This window comes from Rhodoferax sp. GW822-FHT04A08 (genome assembly GCF_058801025.1).
On sequence record NZ_JBXAMW010000004.1, the window covers coordinates 249,657 to 270,814 of the forward strand.

Here is a 21,158-nt window from a genome sequence, read left to right on the forward strand (position 1 = left end):
TCAGGCAGCCCAGGCGCGCTGGCGCAGCAAAGGGCTCACGCGGTAGCGCTCGCCACGGTAGTGCAGATCCAATGCGTCCAGCACCTGCACCACCGATGCCACGCCCCACAGGGCAAGCCAGTCGAACGGGCCAGTGGGGTAGTTCACGCCCAACTTCATGGCATCGTTGGCACCCTGTTCGGTACACACACCCTGGTGCACTGCATCGGCCGCTTCGTTGACCAGCATGGCAATGGTGCGCGCCACCACCAGCGCGGGTGTATCGGCCACGCGCTGGGCATTGAAACCCAGTGCCTGCACCCACTGACCCGCCTGCGCGGCCCATGCCTCTGACGCACGTGCAGACACTGCCCAGGCCAAGGGCGCGTTGGCGATGCCTGCGCTGCTGCCCTTGCCCTGCAAGGGCAGATCGAACACGGCCACCTCACCACCCAACTGCGTGGCGCAGCGGCCATCCGTCAGACGCAACTGGCAGCCATCGATATCCAGGCCGACCCAGTCGCTGCCGGGTTCGTTGTGTATGGCGGGTGCCGAGACTTCACCCAGACTGATGGCCGCATCTACAACGGTATCGAGCGCCTGCAACAGCAGCTTGGCTACCGCGCCGCTGCCACGCACCGTGATCTTCTGCGCTACAGGCAGTGCCGCTGCCTCGTACGTAGCGACTTGCAGCATAGCGGCATCGGCACCATAAGCATAGAAGCCACGCCCGGACTTGCGGCCCAGCAGACCGCCGTCCACCATCTCGCGCTGCACCAGCGAGGGCACAAAACGCTTGTCGAAGAAATTGGCTTCATACACCGACTGCGTCACCGCGAAGTTGGTGTCGTGGCCGATCAGGTCGATCAGCTCGCACGGTCCCATGCGAAAACCCGCTGCGCGCAGACAGGCATCCAGCGTGGCGGGCGCTGCGGCCTGCTCTTGCAGCAGGGCCAGCGTCTCGGCGTAGTAGGGCCGCGCAATGCGGTTGACGATGAAGCCCGGCGTGGAGCGCGCATGCACTGCCACCTTGCCCCAGCGTATGGACAGATCAAAGATGGCCTGCGCTACCGCGGCATCGGTCTGCAGACCCGACACCACTTCCACCAGCTTCATCAAGGGCACCGGGTTGAAGAAGTGCATGCCCACCAGACGCTGCGGGCGCTGCAGGCCGTTGGCAATCGCAGTGACCGAAATGGAAGACGTGTTGGTGGCCAGGATGCAGTCGGCACCCACGATGGATTCAAGCTGCTGGAACAGGCCGCGCTTGGCGTCGAGCTTTTCGATGATGGCTTCCACCACCAGGCCGGCCGATGCCGCTTCGTGCAGCGTGCTGATGGCGCTGATGCGCTCCAACGTCTGCGCCACGGCATCGGCCGTGAGCTTGCCCTTGGCTACCAGCGCCTGCAGGCTGGCGGCCAGCTTGGTCTTGGCATCCAGGGCCGCGCCTTCGCGCGTGTCGTACAGCATGACGGCATGCCCGGCCTGCGCTGCGACCTGCGCAATGCCGGCACCCATGATGCCGGCGCCCACCACGAGCACCGGTGCGTTGTTCAGGGAAGTCTCACTCATTGGGGAATCCAGTTGGCGGGGCGCTTGGCCAGGAAGGCAGCAAAGCCCTCGCGTGCTTCGTCGGTGCCGCGCACGCGGCTGATGGTCTGTGCGGTGAGTTCACGCACTTCGGGCGTGATGGGGCCGACCGCGAGCTGGGCAAACAGCGCCTTGATTTCACGCTGCGCGTTGGGGCTGCCCACCAGCAGCTCCTTCACCGTGGCATCCACCGCGGCGTCCAGCGCATCGAGCGCCACCACCTGCTGCACCAGGCCCATGGACAGCGCCTCGGACGCGCCGATGCGGGTGGTGGTGAGTGCCAGGCGCTGCGCCTGGCGTTTGCCCACGGCATTGGTCACATACGGGCCAATCACGGCGGGCAGGATGCCGAACTTGGCTTCGCTCACGGCAAAGCTGGCGTTGTCGGCGGCAATGGCGATATCGCATGCGCAGGCCAGTCCCACGCCGCCACCCAGTGCCGCACCCTGCACGCGCGCCAACACAGGTTTGGGCGCGCTGGCGATGCGATGCAGCATGCCGGCAAAGCGGCGCGCATCCTGCAGGTTCCATTCCACGCTGGCTTCTGCTGCACGCTGCATCCATTGCAGGTCGGCGCCTGCGCTGAAGTGCTTGCCTTCGCCCGCGAGCACGATCACGCGCACCTGCGGGTCGGCAACCAGCGCTTCAAAGGCCGCATCCAGCTCGCCGATCATCAGCTCGTCAAACGCATTGAACACGGCGGGCCGCGCCATGGTGATTTGCGCCACACCGGGCGCGCGCTCGCTGAGCGCCAGGGTTTGGTAGGTACGCATCAATAGGTTTCCAAGTGCAGGCGGCCTTCGCGTTTGAGGGATGCGCCCACCGTTTCCCAATTCAGTCCCGCACCCTTGGCGATGTCATGCAGCGCCAGCACCACGCCTTCTTCCATGCTCTTGAGTCCGCACACATAGAAGTAGCTGTTGCTGTCGGCCAGTAACGGTGCGAGGTCGGCGGCGCGTTCGCGCATCAGGTCCTGCACATAGCGCTTGGGGCTGCCCGGCGTACGCGAGAAAGCGAAGTTGATGTCGATGAAATCCTTGGGCAGGTTCTGCAACGGGCCGAAGTAGGGCAGCTCCTGCTGCGTGCGTGCGCCGAAGAACAGCATCAGCTTGCCGCCTTCGAACTTGCCGCTCTGGCGCAGCCGGCGACGCCACTCGGTCATGGCGCGCATGGGCGCGCTGCCGGTGCCGGTGCAGATCATCACGATGTTGGAGCGCGGATGGTTGGGCATCAGGAAGCTGGTGCCGAACGGGCCTATGACCTGCACCGTATCGCCGATCTGCAGGTCGCACATGTAGTTGGAGCCGACGCCGCGCACCGGCTTGCCACTGTGGTCTTCCAGCACGCGCTTGATGGTAAGCGAGAGGTTGTTGTAGCCGGGACGCTCACCGTTGCGCGGACTGGCAATGGAGTACTGGCGCGCGTGGTGGGCGCGGCCGTTTTCATCCACGCCAGGCGGGACGATACCGATGCTCTGGCCTTCCAGCACGGGAAAGGGCATGCTGCCGAAGTCCAACACGATGTGGTGGGTGTCGTAGTCGGCACCGGCGGTGGCGCCCACTTCGGTCACGCGTACGTTGCCGACGACCTTGGCAGTCACGGTCTTCTCGGCGGCCTTGGGTCCGTAGAGGTTGGTATAGGCATGGGCCGCCGACCAGGGCGGCAAGGTTGCGCCGAATGCAGCGGAGTTGAAGGCCTGCTGTCCGGCAGGGTCTGCTGCAGGTTCAGGGGCCTGCGCTTCTTCCACAGCCTGGGTGGCCACGCCCTGTTCGGCCAGTTGTTCGGCGCTGAGTTCAACGGGCAACTCGTCCCAGAAGAACTGCGCCTCGATGGAGTAGGCCTGGGCCGCAGGCATCATGCGCCAGTTGTCGATGGAGCCAGTGGGGCAGGGGGAGATGCAGGCCATGCAGAGGTTGCACACATCGGCCTTGACCACGTAGTTGCGTGCGTCGTGGGTGATGGCGCCCACGGGGCAGATGGCTTCGCAGGTGTTGCAGCGGATGCAGATCTCGGGGTCTATCAGGTGTTGCTTGATGACGGCTTCTGTCATGGTGTGTCTCTCTCTTCTTGTGGTTCACCGGTTGGGTATTGTGAACCTGCTTTTGCGCAGAATACGGGGAGCAGGGCACTCTGCGCCGTCCGTGTCCCCCGCCCTTCGGGCTCCTCCTTTACCTACCGGCACAGAGCACCCTGCTCCCCGTATTCCGGTAGCGTTTCGCATGCCCACAGAGGGAACGTAGCGATCTCATTCGCAGCAGCAGGGTGGGGGGACGTGCCAGAGCGAAGTAAAGGAGGAGAACCGGGCACCGCCCGGTTCGGGGGACATGAGCGGCGGCACGTCCCCCCACCCTGCTGCGGGTTCAGCGACCACTCATGCCAACAGCGCACAAGACCTCAGTTGAACCGAACGTATTCAAAGTCCACGGGCTGGCGGTTGATGCCCATGACCGGGGGAGCAATCCAGTTGGCGAACTTGCCCGGCTCCACCACGCGGCCCATCAGGCTGGCTACGAAGGCGCGGTCGGCGCCGGAAGGCAGCCAGTTGTCCACATTGGCCTTCCATTCCGCTTCGCTGACCACACGGCCGTCCGGAGACACCTTGGCACCGGAGAGTGAGCCGATGTTGCGGTGGAACGCCTTGTGTGGTGTCTTCAGGCGGAAGGGAATGCCGGCCTTCTCGATGACCTTGTTCCAGCGCTCCACGCCACCGATGGAATCCTTGATGTAGTCGTCGCGCAGCACTTCGTTCAACGCATTGAGCATGGGCACTTCGCGCTCCACCAGCTGGCCATTGCTGACCGACAGCACCTTGTAGGTCTGGCCCTTGAGCACGTGGTCGTCCACGCGCTTGCCTTCTTCGTAGCGGCCCTTGAGGCCGGTGTTGTAGAAGGTGGCGGCATTGCTGGACTCGTCGGCACCGAACAGGTCGATGGTCACGCTGAAGTGGAAGTTCAGGTAGCGCTGCAGCGTGGGCAGGTCGATCACGCCAGCGGCGCGCAGCTTGGCCACGTCGTCGGTCTTGAGCTCGTTCATGGCAGCGCAGGTGCGGCTGATCACGCGGCTGATGCCGGACTCGCCCACGAACATGTGGTGGGCTTCTTCGGTCAGCATGAACTTGGTGGTGCGTGCCAGCGGGTCGAACGAGGACTCGGCCAGGGCGCACAGCTGGAACTTGCCGTCGCGGTCGGTGAAGTAGGTGAACATGAAGAAGGACAGCCAGTCGGGTGTCTCTTCATTGAACGCCTGCAGGATGCGCGGGTTGTTTTCCTGGCCGGAGCGGCGCTCCAGCAGGGCTTCGCCTTCCTCGCGGCCATCGCGGCCGAAGTACTTGTGCAGCAGGTACACCATGGCCCAGAGATGGCGGCCTTCTTCCACGTTCACCTGGAACAGGTTGCGCAGGTCGTACTGGCTGGGGCAGGTCAGGCCCAGATGGCGTTGCTGTTCCACTGATGCGGGCTCGGTATCGCCTTGCGTGACGATGATGCGGCGCAGGTTGGCGCGGTATTCGCCGGGCACGTCCTGCCATGCAGCCTCACCCTTGTGGTCGCCGAAATGGATCTTGCGGTCTTGCTCGGCCGGGTTCAGGAAGATGCCCCAGCGGTAGTCGGGCATCTTCACATGGCCGAACTGCGCCCAGCCCTGTGGGTCCACGCTGACGGCGGTGCGCAGGTACACGTCAAAGTTCTGCGAACCGTCCGGCCCCATGTCGCCCCACCATTGCAGGTAATTGGGCTGCCACTGTTCCAGCGCGCGCTGCAGCGTGCGGTCCTCGGACAGGTTGACGTTGTTGGGGATCTTGTCGCTGTAATTGATGGTGGACATGGTTGTTTCCTCGGGTTGATTGGTTTAAACGCGGTTCCAGTCGAATACGGCCTTGTCGCCCTTGCCGTACACCTTGAGAGCGCCCTTTTCTCCAACAGCGTTGGGGCGCTGGAAGATCCAGTTCTGCCAGGCGGTGAGGCGGCCAAAGACGCGGGTGAACATGTTTTCCGGGCCGTTGAAACGCAGGTTGGCTTCCATGCCGGTGAGCGCATCGGGCGACATGGAGACACGCTCTTCCACGGCGATGCGCACTTCGTCGGTCCAGTCGATGTCATCCGGGTTGGAAGTCACCAGGCCCAGCGCAAAGGCTGCATCCGCATCCAGCGGCTTGCCCGCCTGGGCGCGCACGGCGTCGAGTGCGGCCTGCTCACTATAGAAGCGGCGTTGCAGGCGGCTCTGTTCAGTGACCATGGGGTACAGACCGAAGTTGGTGTCGGACACGGTGATCTTGGGAGATGCCGCTTCATCATCAGGCAGCATCAGCTGGTAGCTGCGGTCGCAGGCCAGGACCATTTCCAGGAAAGTGCCAGCAAAGCAGGAGCCGGCTTCGATCAGCGCAAACAGGCTGCGCGAGGACACGTCCAGGCGGCTGAAGGTGCGGCGCAGCAGGCCAATGGTTTCGCGTACCAGCCAGTGGTCCTTGTGGGCCACCAGCGTGGCGTCCATGGCCAGCACGGCGGCGGCGTCACCCTGCGACTTGATCAGCCAGATGCCGATGTCCAGTTCATTGGTACGCATTTGCAGAATGGCGTCTTCCAGTTCGCGGGCAAAAGCCAGCGGGAACCACTGGTCGCCAGCGGCTTCGATGCCGGCGATGTCGGTGGGCTGGGCGCCAGTGGGCGCCTTGGCGGTGAAGGTGGCGGTGCGCTTGGCGCGGTCGATTTCCACCGTCACATGTTGGTAGCGCAGGGCATCGGCTTCCACAGTGCGGTGCAAGGGGTTGAACTTCACGCCCTTGGCGTCCGCGGGACGGTCACTTTGCGCAGCCAGGGCCAGGGCACGCTCCTGCACCTTCTGGGCAAACACGGCAGGCTTGGCAACGTCGTCCACCAGGCGCCAGTCCTTGGCCTTCTGGCCGCGCACACCTTCCACGCTGGTGCAGAAGATGTCGGCCAGATCATGGCGCACATGGCGCTTGTCGGTCACACGGGTCAGGCCACCGGTACCGGGCAGCACGCCCAGCAGGGGCACTTCGGGCAGGCTGACTGCGCTGGAGCGGTCATCCACCAGCAGGATTTCGTCGCAGGCCAGGGCCAGCTCATAGCCGCCACCAGCGCAAGCGCCGTTGACGGCGGCCAGGAATTTCAGGCCGCTGTGCTTGGAGGAGTCTTCCAGGCCGTTGCGGGTTTCGTTGGTGAACTTGCAGAAGTTCACCTTCCAGGCATGGCTGGAAACGCCCAGCATGAAGATGTTGGCGCCTGAGCAGAACACCTTTTCCTTGGCGCTACTGACCACCACGGTGCGCACTTCGGGGTGCTCGAAGCGGATGCGCTGGATGGCGTCGTTGAGTTCGATGTCCACGCCCAGGTCGTAGCTGTTGAGCTTGAGCTTGTAACCGGGGCGCAGTCCGGCGGACTCGTCGATGTCGATGGCCAGGCTGGCTACGGCACCGTTGAAACTGAGCTTGAGGTGTTTGTACTGGCTGGGATCGGTCTGGTATTCAACGCGGGGTGGGGTGGCAGTGGTCATGGTCTTGTCTCCGATAAAGATGTAAATGGGTGCAGCTGTCGATCCATTGACATGAATAATAGTGCATCCATTCAAACGCAGTCAAGCACTTTTATGCATCTTTTTGGAAAATTCCTTAAACCGGGAGTTGCAACAACTCGCGCACCATGGTGCGCAGGGCCTTGAATGTGGCGTCCAGAGGCTGGGCGCTGGTGTCGAGCTTGAGCTGGGCCTTGGAATAGAAGGCTGCACGCCCGGCCAGAATGCTCTTGAGGTCTTCCATGGCTTCCTTGCTGGATGCCATGGGACGCAAATCGCCCTGCTCCAGCACCCGCTTCATATGGTCCTGCGGGTCGGCCTGCAGCCAGACCGTGGTGCAATGCGACAGCAACTGGTTGAAGGTGGCGGGATCGGACACCAGGCCGCCCGGCGTGGCAATCACGGCTTCGGGGTAGATCTGAATGGCTTCTTCCAAAGCGCGGCGCTCGTAGCGGCGGTAGGCATTCATGCCGTAGAGGGCCTGGATTTCGTTCACGCTGCAACCGGCAAACTTCTCGATTTCGCGGCTGAGTTCCACGAACGGATAACCCAAATCATCGGCCAGCATCTGGCCAAGTGAGGACTTGCCTGCGCCGCGAAGCCCTATCAGCGCCACTCTGGCGTTGGCGATGGGTGTGGCGCCACCGGTCCCCAGGGCTTCGCCAATGGCAATGCGCGCTTTGCGCAGCTTGGCGTCGTCGGCATGTTCCAGCAGCTCGCGGATCAGTAACCACTCAGGGTTGGACGTGGTCACGTCGCCCAGCAGCTCCATCAAGGAACACTGCAGGGCACCTGCCACCTGCAGCAGCACCAGGATGGAGGCATTGCCCTCACCATATTCCAGATTGGCCAAGTGGCGCTCCGACACATCGGCGGCTACCGCCACTGCCTTGCGGGTCATGCCCCGGCGCGCACGCAGCGAGCGCACGCGCTCGCCCAGGCTGACCAGGAAAGGGTTCTTCTGTGGCGCAGCGGTGCCGGTTTCAGCAACCTGGGGAACCGCTTCGGACTGCTCTAGTTCAGTATTCATAGGGAACTCAGTGTAAACCCGCACTCATGCAATATAGTGCTTGACACGGGGGTGTGCCGGCTTTATCGTTCATGCGTGCACAATAATTCATGTTGTGCGGAATGGCAAGCCTGAAACTCAAACTGGAGTGATTTGTGTCCCCCACCTCCGTCTCCCCATCCGATTTTCGCGAAATGATCGCATCCCTGACCCAGTCCATTGCTGGCAGGCCGCTGGACCAGGCGCTGGATGCCTGGCTCAACCAGAACGTCGGGCCCGATAGCCATACCTACCAGCAGCTCAAGGCCGCCTGCATCACCGGCGCGACCGAGGGCTGGCTGTGCAACCGTGAAGGGGGTGGCCTGCGCTATGGCCGCATCTTCAAGCCCGCCGATGACCTGCACGGCTTCTCGGTCGACGTGGTCGACATGAAAGACCTGGCCGGCCCGCACCATACCCACCCCGAAGGCGAGATCGACCTGATCATGCCGCTGGACGAAGGCGCCCTGTTTGACGGTCGCCCGGCCGGCTGGATGGTAGCCCCCGCGGGCAGTGCCCATCGCCCCACCGTTTCCCAGGGACGTGCCCTGGTGTTGTACCTGCTGCCCCAAGGCCGCATCGAATTCACGGCGGCCGCATGAGCACCACGGAACTCCTCCCCAATTACCTGGGTGGCCAATGGCAGACCGGCAGCGGTGCCGGCACCCCCTTGTTCGACCCGGTCACCGGTACCGAACTGGTGCGCGTAGACGCCACCGGCCTGGATCTGGCCGGCGGCTTTGCCTTCGCCCGTGAACAGGGCGGTGCTGCCTTGCGCGCCCTCACCTACAAACAACGTGGCGCCCTGCTGGGCGAAGTCCTCAAGGTGCTGCAGGCCCAGCGCGATGCCTACTACGACATCGCCACGGCCAACAGCGGCACGGTGAAAAACGATTCCGCGGTGGACATCGACGGCGGCCTGTTCACCCTGGGTGTGTATGCCCGCATGGGGGAAACACTGGGCGACAAGCACTATCTGCCCGACGGCGAAGCAGCGCGCCTGGGCAAGGACCCGCTGTTCCAGAGCCAGCACATCCTCACGCCCACACGCGGCGTGGCGCTGTTCATCAATGCCTTCAACTTCCCCGCATGGGGCTTGTGGGAAAAAGCCGCACCGGCATTGCTCAGCGGCGTGCCCGTCATCATCAAGCCCGCCACGGCCACCGCCTGGCTGACGCAGCGCATGGTGCGCGATGTGGTGGACGCGGGCATCCTGCCCGCGGGCGCCCTGTCGGTGGTCTGCGGCAGCTCGGCCGGTCTGCTGGACCAGTTGCAGCCCTTCGACGTGGTGTCCTTCACCGGCTCGGCCGATACGGCGGCAGTGATCCGCTCGCACCCGGCTGTCACCCAGCGTTCGGTGCGCGTGAACATCGAGGCCGACAGCGTGAACTCCGCCCTGCTGCTGCCCGGCGAAGCCGCAGGCAGCGAATCCTTCGACTTGCTGGCCAAGGAAGTGGCACGCGAGATGACGGTCAAGTCCGGCCAGAAGTGCACCGCCATACGTCGCGTCTTCGTGCCCGAAGGTGTGTACGCTGCCGCCGCACAGGCCATCAGCGCACGGCTGGCCAAGACCACGGTGGGCAACCCGCGCAATGACGCGGTGCGCATGGGCGCACTGGTGAGCCGCACCCAGCTCAACGCGGTGCGCGAAGGTCTGGACTATCTGAAGGCACAGACCGAAGTGCTGCACGACGGCGCCACCCATGCGCTGGTGGATGCCGATGCCGCTTCCTGCTGCCTAGGCCCCACCCTGCTGGGCACGCGTAATGCGGCTGGCAGCGATGCCAGCGACCGGGTGCATGACACCGAAGTGTTCGGCCCGGTGGCCACGCTGGTGGCCTACCGCGACCTGGACCATGCACTGCAACTGGTGCGACGCGGCCAGGGTTCACTGGTGTGTTCACTCTACGGCAGCGACGCGCAGGCACTGGCCAAAGCCGCCGCAGAGCTGGCAGACAGTCATGGCCGCGTGCACATCATCTCGCCCGATGTAGCAGCCCTGCACACCGGTCACGGCAATGTGATGCCGCAGTCGCTGCATGGCGGCCCGGGCCGCGCCGGTGGCGGTGAGGAGCTGGGCGGCGTGCGCGTGCTGAACTTCTACCACCGCCGCGCCGCCATCCAGGCCAGCACCACCGTGCTGGCCCAGCTCGGCGCCTGAGCACTACAAAAAGACAGGAGACAGACATGACCACAGAAACCACGGATGCAACGGCTCCCACCACGCTGCCCACGCCGTTCAACTTTGCGCAGTACCTTTTGCAGGTGAACGCAGAGCGTGCCGACAAGATCGCCTTCATCGACGACCATGGCACGCTGAGCTACGGCCAGTTGGCTGAGCGCGTGCGCCGCGTGGCCGCTGGCCTGCGTGCCTTGGGGCTACGCCGCGAGGAGCGCGTGCTGCTGCTCATGCACGACTGCGCCGATTGGCCGGTGAGCTTTCTGGGTGCCATGTATGCCGGCCTAGTCCCGGTGGCGGTGAACACGCTGCTCACAGCCGATGACTACGCCTACATGCTGGAACATTCGCGCGCGCAGGCGGTACTGGTGTCCGGTGCCCTGCTGCCGGTGCTGACCTCGGCCATGATCAAGTCCGACCATGAAGTCTCCAAGGTTGTGGTGTCCAAACCGGCCGCACCGTTGCACCCGGCGGAGGTGGAGTTCGAGGCCTTTGTACAGGTCCACCAGCCGTTGCACAAACCGGCGACCACCAGCCCCGATGACCCCGGCTTCTGGCTCTATTCATCCGGGTCCACCGGTCGCCCCAAAGGCACGGTGCATTCGCACGGCAACCCCTACTGGACCGGCGAGCTGTACGGCAAGGGCATTCTGAAATTGCAGGAGAACGACGTCTGCTTTTCGGCAGCCAAACTGTTCTTCGCCTACGGCCTGGGCAACGCGCTGACCTTTCCCATGGGCGTGGGCGCCACCACCATCCTGATGGCCGAACGTCCCACACCCGACGCCACCTTCAAGCGCTGGCTGGGCGGTGTTGGCAATACCAAACCCACAGTGTTCTACGGCGCTCCCACCGGCTTTGCCGGCATGCTCGCCCATCCCAACCTGCCAGCGCGCAGCGCAGTGCGACTGCGCTTGGTGTCCTCCGCCGGGGAGGCACTGCCAGCTGACCTGGGTGAACGCTTCAAGGCGCACTTTGGCGTGGACATCGTGGACGGCATTGGTTCCACCGAGATGCTGCACATCTTCCTGTCCAACACACCCGAGCGGGTGCGCTATGGCACCACCGGCTGGCCGGTGCCGGGCTATACCGTCGAGCTGCGCGGTGACGACGGCAAGCCCGTGCCCGACGGTGAGCCGGGCGATCTCTACATCCAGGGTCCCTCGGCCGCCATGATGTACTGGGGCAACCGCGAGAAGACCCGCGAAACCTTCCAGGGCGGCTGGACCAAGAGCGGCGACAAGTACGTACGCAACGAGGACGGCAGCTACACCTACGGCGGACGCAGCGACGACATGCTCAAGGTCAGTGGCATCTACGTCTCGCCCTTTGAAGTGGAAGCCACCCTGGTGCAGCATCCGTCGGTTCTGGAGGCTGCCGTGATTGGCGTGCCCGACGGGGAAGGCCTGACAAAAACAAAGGCCTTCGTAGTTCTGAAAGATGGAGCCTCCGCTACCGCTGATGAACTCAAGGCCTTTGTGAAAGACAAGCTCGCACCCTACAAATATCCGCGCCAGATCGAGTTTGTGAAAGACCTGCCCAAGACGGCCACGGGCAAGATCCAACGCTTCAAGCTGCGCGACCAGGAGCGTGCCTGAGCATGGACACCGCTGTGCGCAAGGCACCCACCACAACCGCCACCGAAACGGTGGAGCTGGACTGGGCCGGTCGGCCGGTGCGTGTGGAATACCAGTGGCTGCGCCGTGAAGACACACAAGCGCCCTTGATGGTGTTCCTGCACGAAGGTCTGGGCTCAGTCTCCATGTGGCGCGACTTTCCTGCTGCCTTGTGCGAGGCCCTGGGCTGCCGCGGCCTGGTGTATTCGCGCCCGGGTTATGGCCAGTCTTCGCCACGCGCTCCGGGTGAGCAATGGCGACCGGACTTCATGCACCGGCAAGCGCGCGAAGTCCTGCCCGCGCTGCTGGCCGCATTGGCCATCGACCCCACCCGGGACCGGCTCTGGCTGCTGGGCCACAGCGACGGCGGCTCCATTGCGTTGCTGTATGCCGCCCTGTTTCCCGACCGACTCAGCGGTGCCATCGTGCTGGCGCCGCACATCCTGGTGGAAGACATTTCAATCAAGAGCATTGCGGAGGCGCGCACAGCCTATCTGGATACCGATCTGCGTCAGCGCCTGGCACGCCATCACAACGACCCGGATTCGGCCTTCTGGGGCTGGAACGACATCTGGCTGCACCCGGACTTCCGCAGCTGGCGCATAGACCAGGAACTGCACACCATCACCTGCCCGTTACTGGCGGTACAAGGGGTAAACGATAGGTACGGCACGATGGAACAGGTGCAGGGAATAGCCCGAGTCGCGCCACAATGTGCAGTCGTGGAGCTGGCCGATTGCGGCCACTCACCGCATCTGGAACAAAGAGACCGCCTGATAGAAGCGGTACAGCAATTTTTTCGACAACATACTTGAGGAGACCACACCATGAACACCAAGCGCGTTCTTTTCCGCACCACCCTGGTTGCTGCCGCAGCCGCACTGCTTTCCACCGTAGCCTTTGCCCAGGCCGGTGCCAAGCTCAAGGTCGGCCTGATGCTGCCCTACACCGGCACCTATGCATCACTGGGCAATGCGATTGAAAACGGCTTCAAGCTGTACATCACCGAACAGGGCGGCAAGATTGCCGGACGCGAAGTGGAGTTCGTCAAGGTGGACGATGAGTCCGACCCGTCCAAGGCCACCGACAACGTCAACAAGCTGATCAAGCGCGACAACGTGGACGTGCTGATCGGCACGGTGCACTCCGGCGTGGCCATGGCCATGGCCAAAGTCGCCAAGGAAAGCGGCACGCTGCTGATCGTGCCCAACGCGGGTGCCGACGCGGTCACCGGCCCTATGTGCGCGCCCAACATCTTCCGCAGCTCTTTCAGCAACTGGCAACCCGGCTACGCCATGGGTGAAGTCATGGCCAAGAAGGGCATCAAGAAGGTTGTGACCATCACCTGGAAGTACGCAGCCGGTGACGAGAGCATACGCGGATTCAAGGAGGCGTTTGAGAAGGGCGGCGGCACCGTGGTGAAAGAGCTCAACCTGCCCTTCCCCAATGTGGAGTTCCAGGCCTTGCTGACCGATATCGCTGCGACCAAGCCGGACGCCGTGTTCACCTTCTTCGCGGGTGGTGGTGCAGTGAAGTTCGTGAAGGACTACGCTGCTGCGGGCCTGAAGAAAACCATTCCGCTGTATGGCTCGGGCTTCCTGACCGACGGCACGCTGGATGCACAGGGCGCCGATGCCGAAGGCCTGCAAACCGCGCTGCACTATGCCGACAGCATGGAAATCGCCAAGGACAAATCCTTCCGTCTGGCCTATGCCAAGACCTACAAGCTGCAGCCCGACGTGTATGCGGTGCAGGGCTATGACGCAGCGCAGATTCTGGGCATTGGCCTGAAGGCCGTGAACGGCGACCTGAGCAAGAAGGCCGAGTTCGCCGCTGCGGTGGAAGCCGCCAAGATCGACAGCCCGCGCGGCACCTTCTCGCTGTCCAAGGCCCACAACCCGGTGCAGGACATCTATCTGCGCCAGGTCACCGGCAAGGAAAACAAGCTGATCGGCATTGCCAGCAAGGCACTGGCCGATCCAGCCCGCGGCTGCAAGATGTAGTGGCACACCCCCCGGCTGCGCGCACTGCGTGTCGCTTCGCTTTCCCCCTTTCAGGGGGCAGCGCCAGCGGGCCGGCACAGCCGGTCCCGCGGCACTCTGAATTGAAGGCACTTCGCGCCGAGGATGATGGATTGCACATGGACTTTTCTACTTTTTTGATTCAGTGCCTGAACGCGCTCCAGTACGGCTTGCTGTTGTTTCTGGTGGCGTCGGGGCTGACGCTGATCTTCGGGATCATGGGCGTCATCAATCTGGCGCATGGCAGCTTCTACATGATGGGGGCCTACATGGCCTATGCGCTGGCGCCCATCGTGGCCAGCACGTTTGGCGGCGGCTTCTTCTCGACGCTGCTGGTGGGCGTGGTGCTGGCGGTGTTGCTGGGTTATGTGCTGGAGTGGGCGTTCTTCAGCTTTCTGTACGAGCGCGAACACTTGCAGCAGGTGCTGATGACCTACGGCCTGATCCTGGTGTTCGAGGAGATGCGCAGCCTGCTGGTGGGTGACGAGGTGCACGGCGTCGAAGTACCGGCCTTCCTCTCCGGCACGCTGCCGTTGGGCGAGATGATGACCTATCCGGTGTACCGGCTGTTCATCTCCGGCGTGTGCCTGGCGCTGGCACTGGGCATGTATGTGGTGTTCACCCGCACGCGCCTTGGCATGATGATCCGCGCCGGCAGCGCCAACCGCGAGATGGTGCAGTCCCTCGGTGTAGACATCAAGTTCCTCTACCGCGTAGTGTTTGCCGCGGGCATGGCGATAGCCGTGCTGGCTGGCATGGTGGCCGCGCCGGTGTCGTCGGTCTATCCGGGCATGGGCGACACGGTGCTCATCATCTGCTTTGTGGTGGTGGTGATTGGCGGCATTGGCTCCATCCGCGGCGCGCTCCTGGCAGCACTGCTGATTGGTGTGGTGGATACCTTTGGCAAGGTGCTACTGCCCCAGGCCGCCGGCGTGCTGGTGTATGTGCTGATGGCCTTGATTCTTCTGTGGAAGCCAGACGGCTTGTTCAAGGCCGCATAGCACCATGAATACACGTTTTGTTTTCGTTGGGGCCTGCTTTGTGCTGCTGGCGCTGTTCCCCTTGGTCTCTGGTAGTTATGGCATCGACTTTGTCACCAAGATCATGGTGTACGCCATCTTTGCGCTCAGCCTGGAACTACTGGTGGGCGCCACCGGCTTGATCTGTTTTGGCCAGGCGGCGTTCTTCGGCATAGGCGCCTATGCCGCGGTTCTGCTTTCGCCGCAAAGCGATTCGCCATCTCTGCTCTGGCTGCTGCCAGCCTGTGTGGCTGCCGCTGCGGCCTATGCGCTGGTGGTGGGCTCGCTGTCGCTGCGCACCAAGGGCGTGTACTTCATCATGGTGACGCTGGCCTTTGCCCAGATGGCCTACTACGTGGTGCACGACACGCCGCTGGGTGGCGGCACCGACGGCATCTACATGATGATGAAACCGGTGCTGGGCAAGCTGCTGGACCTGGACAAGGCGGCCAGCCTGTACGGCTTCACGCTGGTATGTCTGCTGCTGGTCTTCGGCGGTCTGGGCGTGCTCAACCGCTCGCGCTTCGGTCGCGCCCTGGCCGGCATCCGCGTGAACGAGCAGCGCATGCGCGTCACCGGCTTTTCCACCTACCCCTACAAGCTGGCCGCGTTCACCGTGTCGGGCGGCATTGCCGGGTTGGCCGGTTTTCTGTTCGCGGTGAAGGACGGTTTTGTGAACCCGGAAATGATGAGCTGGCACCTCTCGGGTGCCGTGCTGATCATGATCATCCTGGGTGGCATAGGCCATTTGCGCGGCGCGCTGATCGGTGCCTTTGCGTTTGCGCTGCTGCAGGAGTTGTTCAAGTCCGAAGCCATTTTTGGCGCCTTTGCCAAGCACTGGCATCTGGGCCTGGGCCTGTCCATCATTGCCAGCGTGGTGTTCCTACCGCGCGGTCTGGTGGGGCTGCCACAGCAGATACGCGCTCGCCTGCTGGGCGCAAAAAATACAGGTGGAGCAACACCGTGAACCGCATCGTGACAAACACCCCGCCCGCACAGTCCGCCAGCACCAGCGAAGTGCTGCTGCGCGGCATCAACATCACACGCCGCTGGGGCGGTCTGGTGGCACTCAATCAGGTGAATGTGGAACTCACACGCGGCAGCGTGCATGCCGTGATCGGCACCAACGGGGCCGGCAAGTCCACGCTGATCAACATCCTGTCCGGCGAGTTCCCGCCGTCTGAAGGTGGCGTGGAGCTCATGGGTCAGGACGTCACCCACTGGCAGCAACCGCGCCGCGCCCGCGCCGGCCTGGGCCGCAGCTACCAGCGCAACACCATCTACCCCAGCTTCAGCGTGTTCGAGAACTGCCGTCTGGCAGCGCAAGCTACCTACCAGAAGCCCTGGCAGTGGTGGCGCAGTGCGGAGCATTGCCCGATCAGTACCGCGATTGCGCGCGAGGTGGTGGCGCGCAGCGGCCTGACCGACCTGCAGAACCTGCATGCCGGCCTGCTCTCGCACGGGCAGAAGCGCCAGCTGGAAATCGCCATGTGCCTGGCCACCAAACCGCAAGTGCTGCTGCTCGACGAGCCGTTGGCCGGCATGGGCGCAGAAGAAACCGAACGCATGCTGACCATGTTGAATGAACTCAAGGCGGACCACGCCATCCTGCTGGTGGAACACGACATGGACGCCGTGTTCCGCATTGCCGACCGCGTGACGGTGATGGTCAACGGCAGCGTCATCGCCACCGATGCGCCCGAGGCCATCAAGACCAACCGGCAGGTGCAGATCGCCTACCTGGGGGAGCATTAATCATGTCGGCTTCCGAACCCATTCTGGACGCGCGCGGCCTGCACGCCTGGTACGGCTCCAGCCATGTGCTGCATGGCGTGGACATCCGCATAGGCCGTGGCAAAACCATGGGCTTGCTGGGCCGCAACGGCATGGGCAAGAGCACGCTGATCCGCACCCTGCTGGGCCATGTGACCCAGCGTGACGGGCACATCAACCTGTTTGGCCAGGACGTCTCCAAGGCCAAGCCGTATGAGGTGGCGCGCCTGGGCGTGGCCTACGTGCCCGAAGGCCGTGGCGTGTTCCCCAACCTGAGTGTGCGCGAGAACCTGGTGATGGCCGCACGCCCCGGACGTGATGGCCGCAAGGAGTGGACTTTCGAACGCGTGATGCAGACCTTCCCGCGCCTGCAGGAGCGGCTCACCAATCTGGGCGCACAGCTCAGCGGCGGCGAGCAGCAGATGCTGTCGATTGGCCGCGCGCTGATGACACACCCCGAGCTCATCATCCTGGACGAAGCCACCGAAGGCCTGGCCCCGCTGATCGTGGCCGAGATCTGGCGCGTGATCGGCGAGATCCGCAAGAGCGGCATCGCCACCCTGATCGTGGACCGCGACTACCGCAAGGTGCTCTCCCACAGCGACCAGGCCCTGGTACTGCAAAAGGGCCAGGTGGTGTTGGGTGGCAATGCGGACGCAGTTGCCGGCGATGAGACACTGGCAGGCTTTCTGGGAGTGTGATCCACCATGTCCATCTGGCAGCAGCCCATATCCGTTGACATCCTGGCGCAAGCGACAGCGGATACCGCCGTAACCCATCTCGGCATCGAGTTCGTGGAAGTCGGTGACGACTACATCGTCGGCCGCGTGCCGGTCAATGCGCATACCCGCCAACCGTATGGCCTGCTGCACGGTGGCGTGTCGGTGGTGCTGGCCGAAACCCTGGGCTCGTGTGGCGCGGCCTACAGCTGCGCGCCGGGGCAGTTGGTGGTGGGACTGGACATCAATGCCAACCACCTGAAGGGCGCGCGCAGCGGCTGGGTCACGGCGACGGCGCGTGTCGTGCACATAGGCCGCACCACGCAGGTATGGCAGATCGACATGTGCAACGACGCGGGCGAACTGAGCTGCGTATCGCGCATCACCATGGCGGTGCTGGCGCCGAAGTAAGTAGCCCGCTTACAGTGGCGCCACCGGATGCGGTGAACCGTCGTAGGCGCCCCATACCGACTGGTCGTATTCAATGACGGAGCCGGTCATCAGACCCGACTCCTCGCTGCACAGAAATGCCACGGCGCGTGCTACTTCGTGCGGGTCTACCAGACGGCCATTGGGTTGTGCCGCGGCGGCTTTTTGCAGCCAGTCGTCGTCGGCATGGTGGAACTCGCGCTGGATGCGGTCTTCGCCCTCGGACGCCATCCAACCGATGTTGAGCCCGTTGACCCGTATGCGATTGCGCAGCAATGCGTAGGCGGTGTTGCGGGTGAGCGTGGCCAGGGCGCCCTTGCTGGTGCAATAGGCCGCGAGGAAGGGCTGGCCTGCCATGGCCGACATGGAGCCGATGTTGACGATGCTACCGGCGATCTGCTCGCGGCGCATGATGCGGATGGACTCCTGCATCAGATAGAACGGTGCGCGCACGTTGACTGCAAACATGCGGTCAAACAGCGCGGGCTCGGTATCCAGAATCGTGCCGCGGTCGGTGATGGCCGCTGCGTTGACCAGCACGTCCACCCGGTGGAACGCGGCATCGGCCTGCTGCACAATCTTGCGGCAGTCCTCCACGTTGCCCAGGTCCGCCTGCACGTAGAGCGCCTCGGTACCCAGGCTGCGCAGCTGCGCTGCCTGTGCCTCGCCCTTGGTCTGGTTGCGGCCGCAGATAACCACACCCTTGGCTTGCCTCTGAGCGAACAGCTGCGCAATGGCAGCGCCCAAGCCCTGGGTACCACCGGTCACGATGGCCACCTTGCCTTGCAGGGATGCGGGAGCCGCTGCGGCGTTGGAAGAAGTGTTTGTCATGGTGTCTCCTGTTGTGAGTCGTTGGTATGGGGGTGGCGGAAGTCAGCTCAGCCGTGTCTGTGCCTGGGCCTGCAATGCGGTGTTGAACTGCGCTGCGTTCCAGTTCTGCTGCAACGCGCTGCGCAGCAGGTCCTGCTGGCTTTGCGGCGCCAACCCGCCTACGGGCGGATCGCGGTCCAGGTTGGTGGGGAAGGCATAACCCTCGGCACTGGCGGCAATGGCTGCTTCCACTTCCGCAGACAAGGTGGAGCTGGCCGTGCCGCGCATGCGCAGCAGGCTGGGGTATAGCGCTTGCGCCATGCGCACCCGATCCACCGTTTCCATGCAGCGCCCAAACGCCGACGACACCTGCAGCAGATTGGCCATGCGCCGTATGTCGTGCGAGCGGTTGTGGCCCGCCGCATGCATGAGCGCGGGGTTGAAGAAGATGCCATCGCCTTTTTTGAGGGGCAGCTGCACATGGTGCTGGTCGAAGTACTCCTGAAAGGCAGGCACACCCGCCACCAGATAGCCCGCCTCGTATTTTTGCGAGTGCGGCAAGTACAGCGTAGGCCCACTCTCCAGCGGCATGTCCACATGGGCCACCGCGCCCTGCAAGGTGAGCATGGGCGAAAGGCGATGCACATGCGCGGGGAAGCGCTCGGCCCCCTTGGCCGTGAAGAAACCCAGGTGGTAGTCACGGTGCGCCACCTGCGCCTCGCCACCGGGATTGACGCAGTTGATCTGCGAGGTGACCTGGTAGGCCGGGCCCAGCCAGGCTTCACACACCATGGCCAGCATGGGGTTGCCGTAGTAGGCGGCAAACACGTCGGGTGCGCGCAGGCAGAGTTTTTCCAGGGCGTTCCAGACCCGGTCGTTGGCGCCCGGCTTGGCGAAGTGATCGCCTGCATGGCCGGCGCGGCGGGACTCTTCGATGAGGCCGTTGAACGCGGCGGTAGCTGCGTCCACCACAGCCGTGTCCGGGTACAGGCCCTGCACCACCAGCACGCCGGGGCCATGCATCCACACCTGCGCACACTCGGCCATCAGCGCGGCACGCCACTGTTGCGGTTGTCTGGCGGCCGACAGCGCAGCACGCAAGGCGGCACCGTCATACACCGGCACGTTGTGCAACAGCGTGCTGGCTTGCGGGCAGTCCTGCGCCAAGGTGATCGTCTTCACCAGCCAGTCCAGATCATCCACACGGCAAGCATCGGCATGCAGCCAGCCATCGGGTGCTGCGTGGGCAGGGGATATGGGTGCGTTCATGGGAACCTTTGTGATGTGGGTCAATTCCGAAGTAGCTGCAGTGTAGGAACGGCATCTCTGTGCGGTTGCAGCAAAACACCTCAAAAACACCTCAGAATGAATCGGCTTGGCGCACAATCCGATGCATCCCACCCAAGGCCTGCCCACCATGTCCCACCCCCATCTGCTCAAAGCCATCGCCCTGCAGGCCGGTGTGAGCCTGGCCACGGTGGACCGCGTGCTGCACCAGCGCCTGGGCGTACGTGCCCACACGGTGCGGCGCGTGCAGCAGGCCGTGGCCGAGCTGGAGCGCCAGAGTGCGCAGGTGGGTCTGCAGGGCCGCAAGTTCATGCTGGATGTGGTGATGCAGGCGCCGGCGCGCTTTGCCCAGGTGGTGCGCGATGCGCTGGAGCGTGAGATGCCGCTCATGCATCCGGCCATCTTCCGCGCGCGCTACCACATGGACGAGTCGCTGCCGGTGGCCGAGCTGCTAGCGGTACTGGACAAGATCGCCACACGCGGCAGCCACGGCGTGCTGCTCAAGGCGCCCAACGATGCGCGCATGGTGGGGGCCGTGGCACGGCTCAAGGCACGCGGCATCCCGGTGGTGACGCTGGTGACCGATCTGCCGGGCTCCGCACGCCTAGCCTATGTGGGCATGGACAACCGCGCAGCCGGGCAAACCGCCGCCTACCTGCTGGGCCAGTGGCTGGGTACCCGGAAAAAGGCTGGTGTGCTGGTGTCGTTGAGCAGCACGCGCTTTCGTGGCGAAGAGGAGCGTGAGGCCGCCTTTGTCGAGGCGCTAGGCCAGCACTACCCGCTGTTGCGGCCGGTGGATGCCAGCGAAGGCCTGGGCCTGCATGAGGCCACGGCGGCATTGGTGCTGCAGCGCCTGCGCGAGCACCCGCAGGTGTGTGCCGTGTATTCGATTGGTGGGGCCAATGCGGCCATCCTGCAGGCCTTCGAAAAAGCGGGCAGGCGTTGCCGGGTGTTCATAGGCCATGACCTGGATGCCGACAACCTGCCGCTGCTGCGTGCCGGGCAACTCAGCGCTGTGCTGCACCATGACCTGCAGCACGATATGCGCATGGCCTGTCTGCAGATCATGCGTGCCCATGGCGCCGGGCCTGCGCACACGCTGCCAACCCTGTCCGGCGTGCAGGTGGTGACGCCGTTCAATCTGCCGCTCTGACGCGGC

General features: G+C 63.9%; 19 protein-coding genes. 11 read left to right on the top strand and 8 right to left on the bottom strand.

The genetic code is table 11. From position 1 onward, the window contains the following. The 6 genes from AC1RMF_RS10805 to AC1RMF_RS10830 form a co-directional block, all read right to left on the bottom strand. Positions 1 to 1,551, bottom strand: a complete 1,551-nt coding sequence (locus tag AC1RMF_RS10805; protein WP_493141457.1) for a 3-hydroxyacyl-CoA dehydrogenase — start codon at positions 1,549 to 1,551, stop codon at positions 1 to 3. Next, positions 1,548 to 2,342: an enoyl-CoA hydratase-related protein gene (locus AC1RMF_RS10810; protein WP_493141458.1), complete on the bottom strand. Its 795-nt coding sequence runs from the start codon at positions 2,340 to 2,342 to the stop codon at positions 1,548 to 1,550. The genes AC1RMF_RS10805 and AC1RMF_RS10810 overlap by 4 nt, the downstream gene beginning before the upstream one ends. Next, a complete protein-coding gene (boxA, locus tag AC1RMF_RS10815) occupies positions 2,342 to 3,619 on the bottom strand; it encodes a benzoyl-CoA 2,3-epoxidase subunit BoxA (RefSeq protein WP_493141459.1) in 1,278 nt (425 codons plus the stop codon). The genes AC1RMF_RS10810 and boxA overlap by 1 nt, the downstream gene beginning before the upstream one ends. Before the next feature lie 344 nt (positions 3,620 to 3,963). Further along, a complete protein-coding gene (boxB, locus tag AC1RMF_RS10820) occupies positions 3,964 to 5,391 on the bottom strand; it encodes a benzoyl-CoA 2,3-epoxidase subunit BoxB (protein WP_493141460.1) in 1,428 nt (475 codons plus the stop codon). 24 nt (positions 5,392 to 5,415) lie between these two features. Further along, positions 5,416 to 7,080 carry a 2,3-epoxybenzoyl-CoA dihydrolase gene (boxC, locus tag AC1RMF_RS10825; RefSeq protein WP_493141461.1) on the bottom strand — a complete coding sequence of 555 codons (1,665 nt, stop codon included), beginning with the start codon at positions 7,078 to 7,080 and terminating at the stop codon, positions 5,416 to 5,418. Between the two features lie 115 nt (positions 7,081 to 7,195). Further along, positions 7,196 to 8,128 (bottom strand): helix-turn-helix transcriptional regulator, encoded by a 933-nt coding sequence (locus AC1RMF_RS10830; protein WP_493141462.1) that lies wholly within the window; start codon positions 8,126 to 8,128, stop codon positions 7,196 to 7,198. Between the two features lie 173 nt (positions 8,129 to 8,301). On the opposite strand from AC1RMF_RS10830, the gene AC1RMF_RS10835 reads away from it, so the two are divergent. The 10 genes from AC1RMF_RS10835 to AC1RMF_RS10880 all read left to right on the top strand — a co-directional run bounded on the left by AC1RMF_RS10835 (position 8,302) and on the right by AC1RMF_RS10880 (position 17,884). After that, on the top strand, positions 8,302 to 8,748 hold the full coding sequence (locus AC1RMF_RS10835; RefSeq protein WP_493141574.1) for a 4-hydroxylaminobenzoate lyase: 447 nt from the start codon (positions 8,302 to 8,304) through the stop codon (positions 8,746 to 8,748). Beyond that, positions 8,745 to 10,307: a 3,4-dehydroadipyl-CoA semialdehyde dehydrogenase gene (locus AC1RMF_RS10840; protein ID WP_493141463.1), complete on the top strand. Its 1,563-nt coding sequence runs from the start codon at positions 8,745 to 8,747 to the stop codon at positions 10,305 to 10,307. The genes AC1RMF_RS10835 and AC1RMF_RS10840 overlap by 4 nt, the downstream gene beginning before the upstream one ends. Positions 10,308 to 10,333: 26 nt before the next feature. Continuing rightward, positions 10,334 to 11,923 carry a benzoate-CoA ligase family protein gene (locus AC1RMF_RS10845; protein ID WP_493141464.1) on the top strand — a complete coding sequence of 530 codons (1,590 nt, stop codon included), beginning with the start codon at positions 10,334 to 10,336 and terminating at the stop codon, positions 11,921 to 11,923. A gap of 2 nt (positions 11,924 to 11,925) precedes the next feature. Beyond that, positions 11,926 to 12,756, top strand: coding sequence for an alpha/beta fold hydrolase (locus AC1RMF_RS10850; protein WP_493141465.1), 831 nt, complete (start codon positions 11,926 to 11,928; stop codon positions 12,754 to 12,756). A gap of 12 nt (positions 12,757 to 12,768) precedes the next feature. Further along, the gene (locus tag AC1RMF_RS10855) at positions 12,769 to 13,944 is read left to right on the top strand and encodes an ABC transporter substrate-binding protein (RefSeq protein WP_493141466.1); all 1,176 of its coding nucleotides are present in this window, start codon (positions 12,769 to 12,771) and stop codon (positions 13,942 to 13,944) included. Positions 13,945 to 14,081: 137 nt separating this feature from the next. Further along, positions 14,082 to 14,963 (top strand): branched-chain amino acid ABC transporter permease, encoded by an 882-nt coding sequence (locus AC1RMF_RS10860; protein ID WP_342619915.1) that lies wholly within the window; start codon positions 14,082 to 14,084, stop codon positions 14,961 to 14,963. A 4-nt stretch (positions 14,964 to 14,967) separates the two neighbouring features. Continuing rightward, entirely contained in the window at positions 14,968 to 15,948 is a 981-nt protein-coding gene (locus AC1RMF_RS10865) for a branched-chain amino acid ABC transporter permease (RefSeq protein WP_493141467.1), read from the top strand. After that, positions 15,945 to 16,736, top strand: coding sequence for an ABC transporter ATP-binding protein (locus AC1RMF_RS10870; RefSeq protein WP_493141468.1), 792 nt, complete (start codon positions 15,945 to 15,947; stop codon positions 16,734 to 16,736). Before AC1RMF_RS10865 ends, AC1RMF_RS10870 begins: the two co-directional genes overlap by 4 nt. A gap of 2 nt (positions 16,737 to 16,738) precedes the next feature. Next, a complete protein-coding gene (locus AC1RMF_RS10875) occupies positions 16,739 to 17,455 on the top strand; it encodes an ABC transporter ATP-binding protein (RefSeq protein ID WP_493141469.1) in 717 nt (238 codons plus the stop codon). 6 nt (positions 17,456 to 17,461) lie between these two features. Continuing rightward, positions 17,462 to 17,884, top strand: a complete 423-nt coding sequence (locus tag AC1RMF_RS10880) for a hotdog fold thioesterase (protein ID WP_493141470.1) — start codon at positions 17,462 to 17,464, stop codon at positions 17,882 to 17,884. A gap of 9 nt (positions 17,885 to 17,893) precedes the next feature. Here AC1RMF_RS10880 and AC1RMF_RS10885 read toward each other — a convergent pair whose 3' ends face one another. Together AC1RMF_RS10885 and AC1RMF_RS10890 are read right to left on the bottom strand one after the other, a co-directional pair. Next, positions 17,894 to 18,733, bottom strand: coding sequence for an SDR family oxidoreductase (locus AC1RMF_RS10885; protein WP_493141471.1), 840 nt, complete (start codon positions 18,731 to 18,733; stop codon positions 17,894 to 17,896). A gap of 42 nt (positions 18,734 to 18,775) precedes the next feature. Beyond that, positions 18,776 to 19,981: a phytanoyl-CoA dioxygenase family protein gene (locus tag AC1RMF_RS10890; protein WP_493141472.1), complete on the bottom strand. Its 1,206-nt coding sequence runs from the start codon at positions 19,979 to 19,981 to the stop codon at positions 18,776 to 18,778. A 148-nt stretch (positions 19,982 to 20,129) separates the two neighbouring features. On the opposite strand from AC1RMF_RS10890, the gene AC1RMF_RS10895 reads away from it, so the two are divergent. Next, complete coding sequence (locus AC1RMF_RS10895; protein WP_493141473.1) at positions 20,130 to 21,152, top strand: LacI family DNA-binding transcriptional regulator; 1,023 nt, start codon at positions 20,130 to 20,132, stop codon at positions 21,150 to 21,152. Positions 21,153 to 21,158 lie beyond the last annotated feature (6 nt).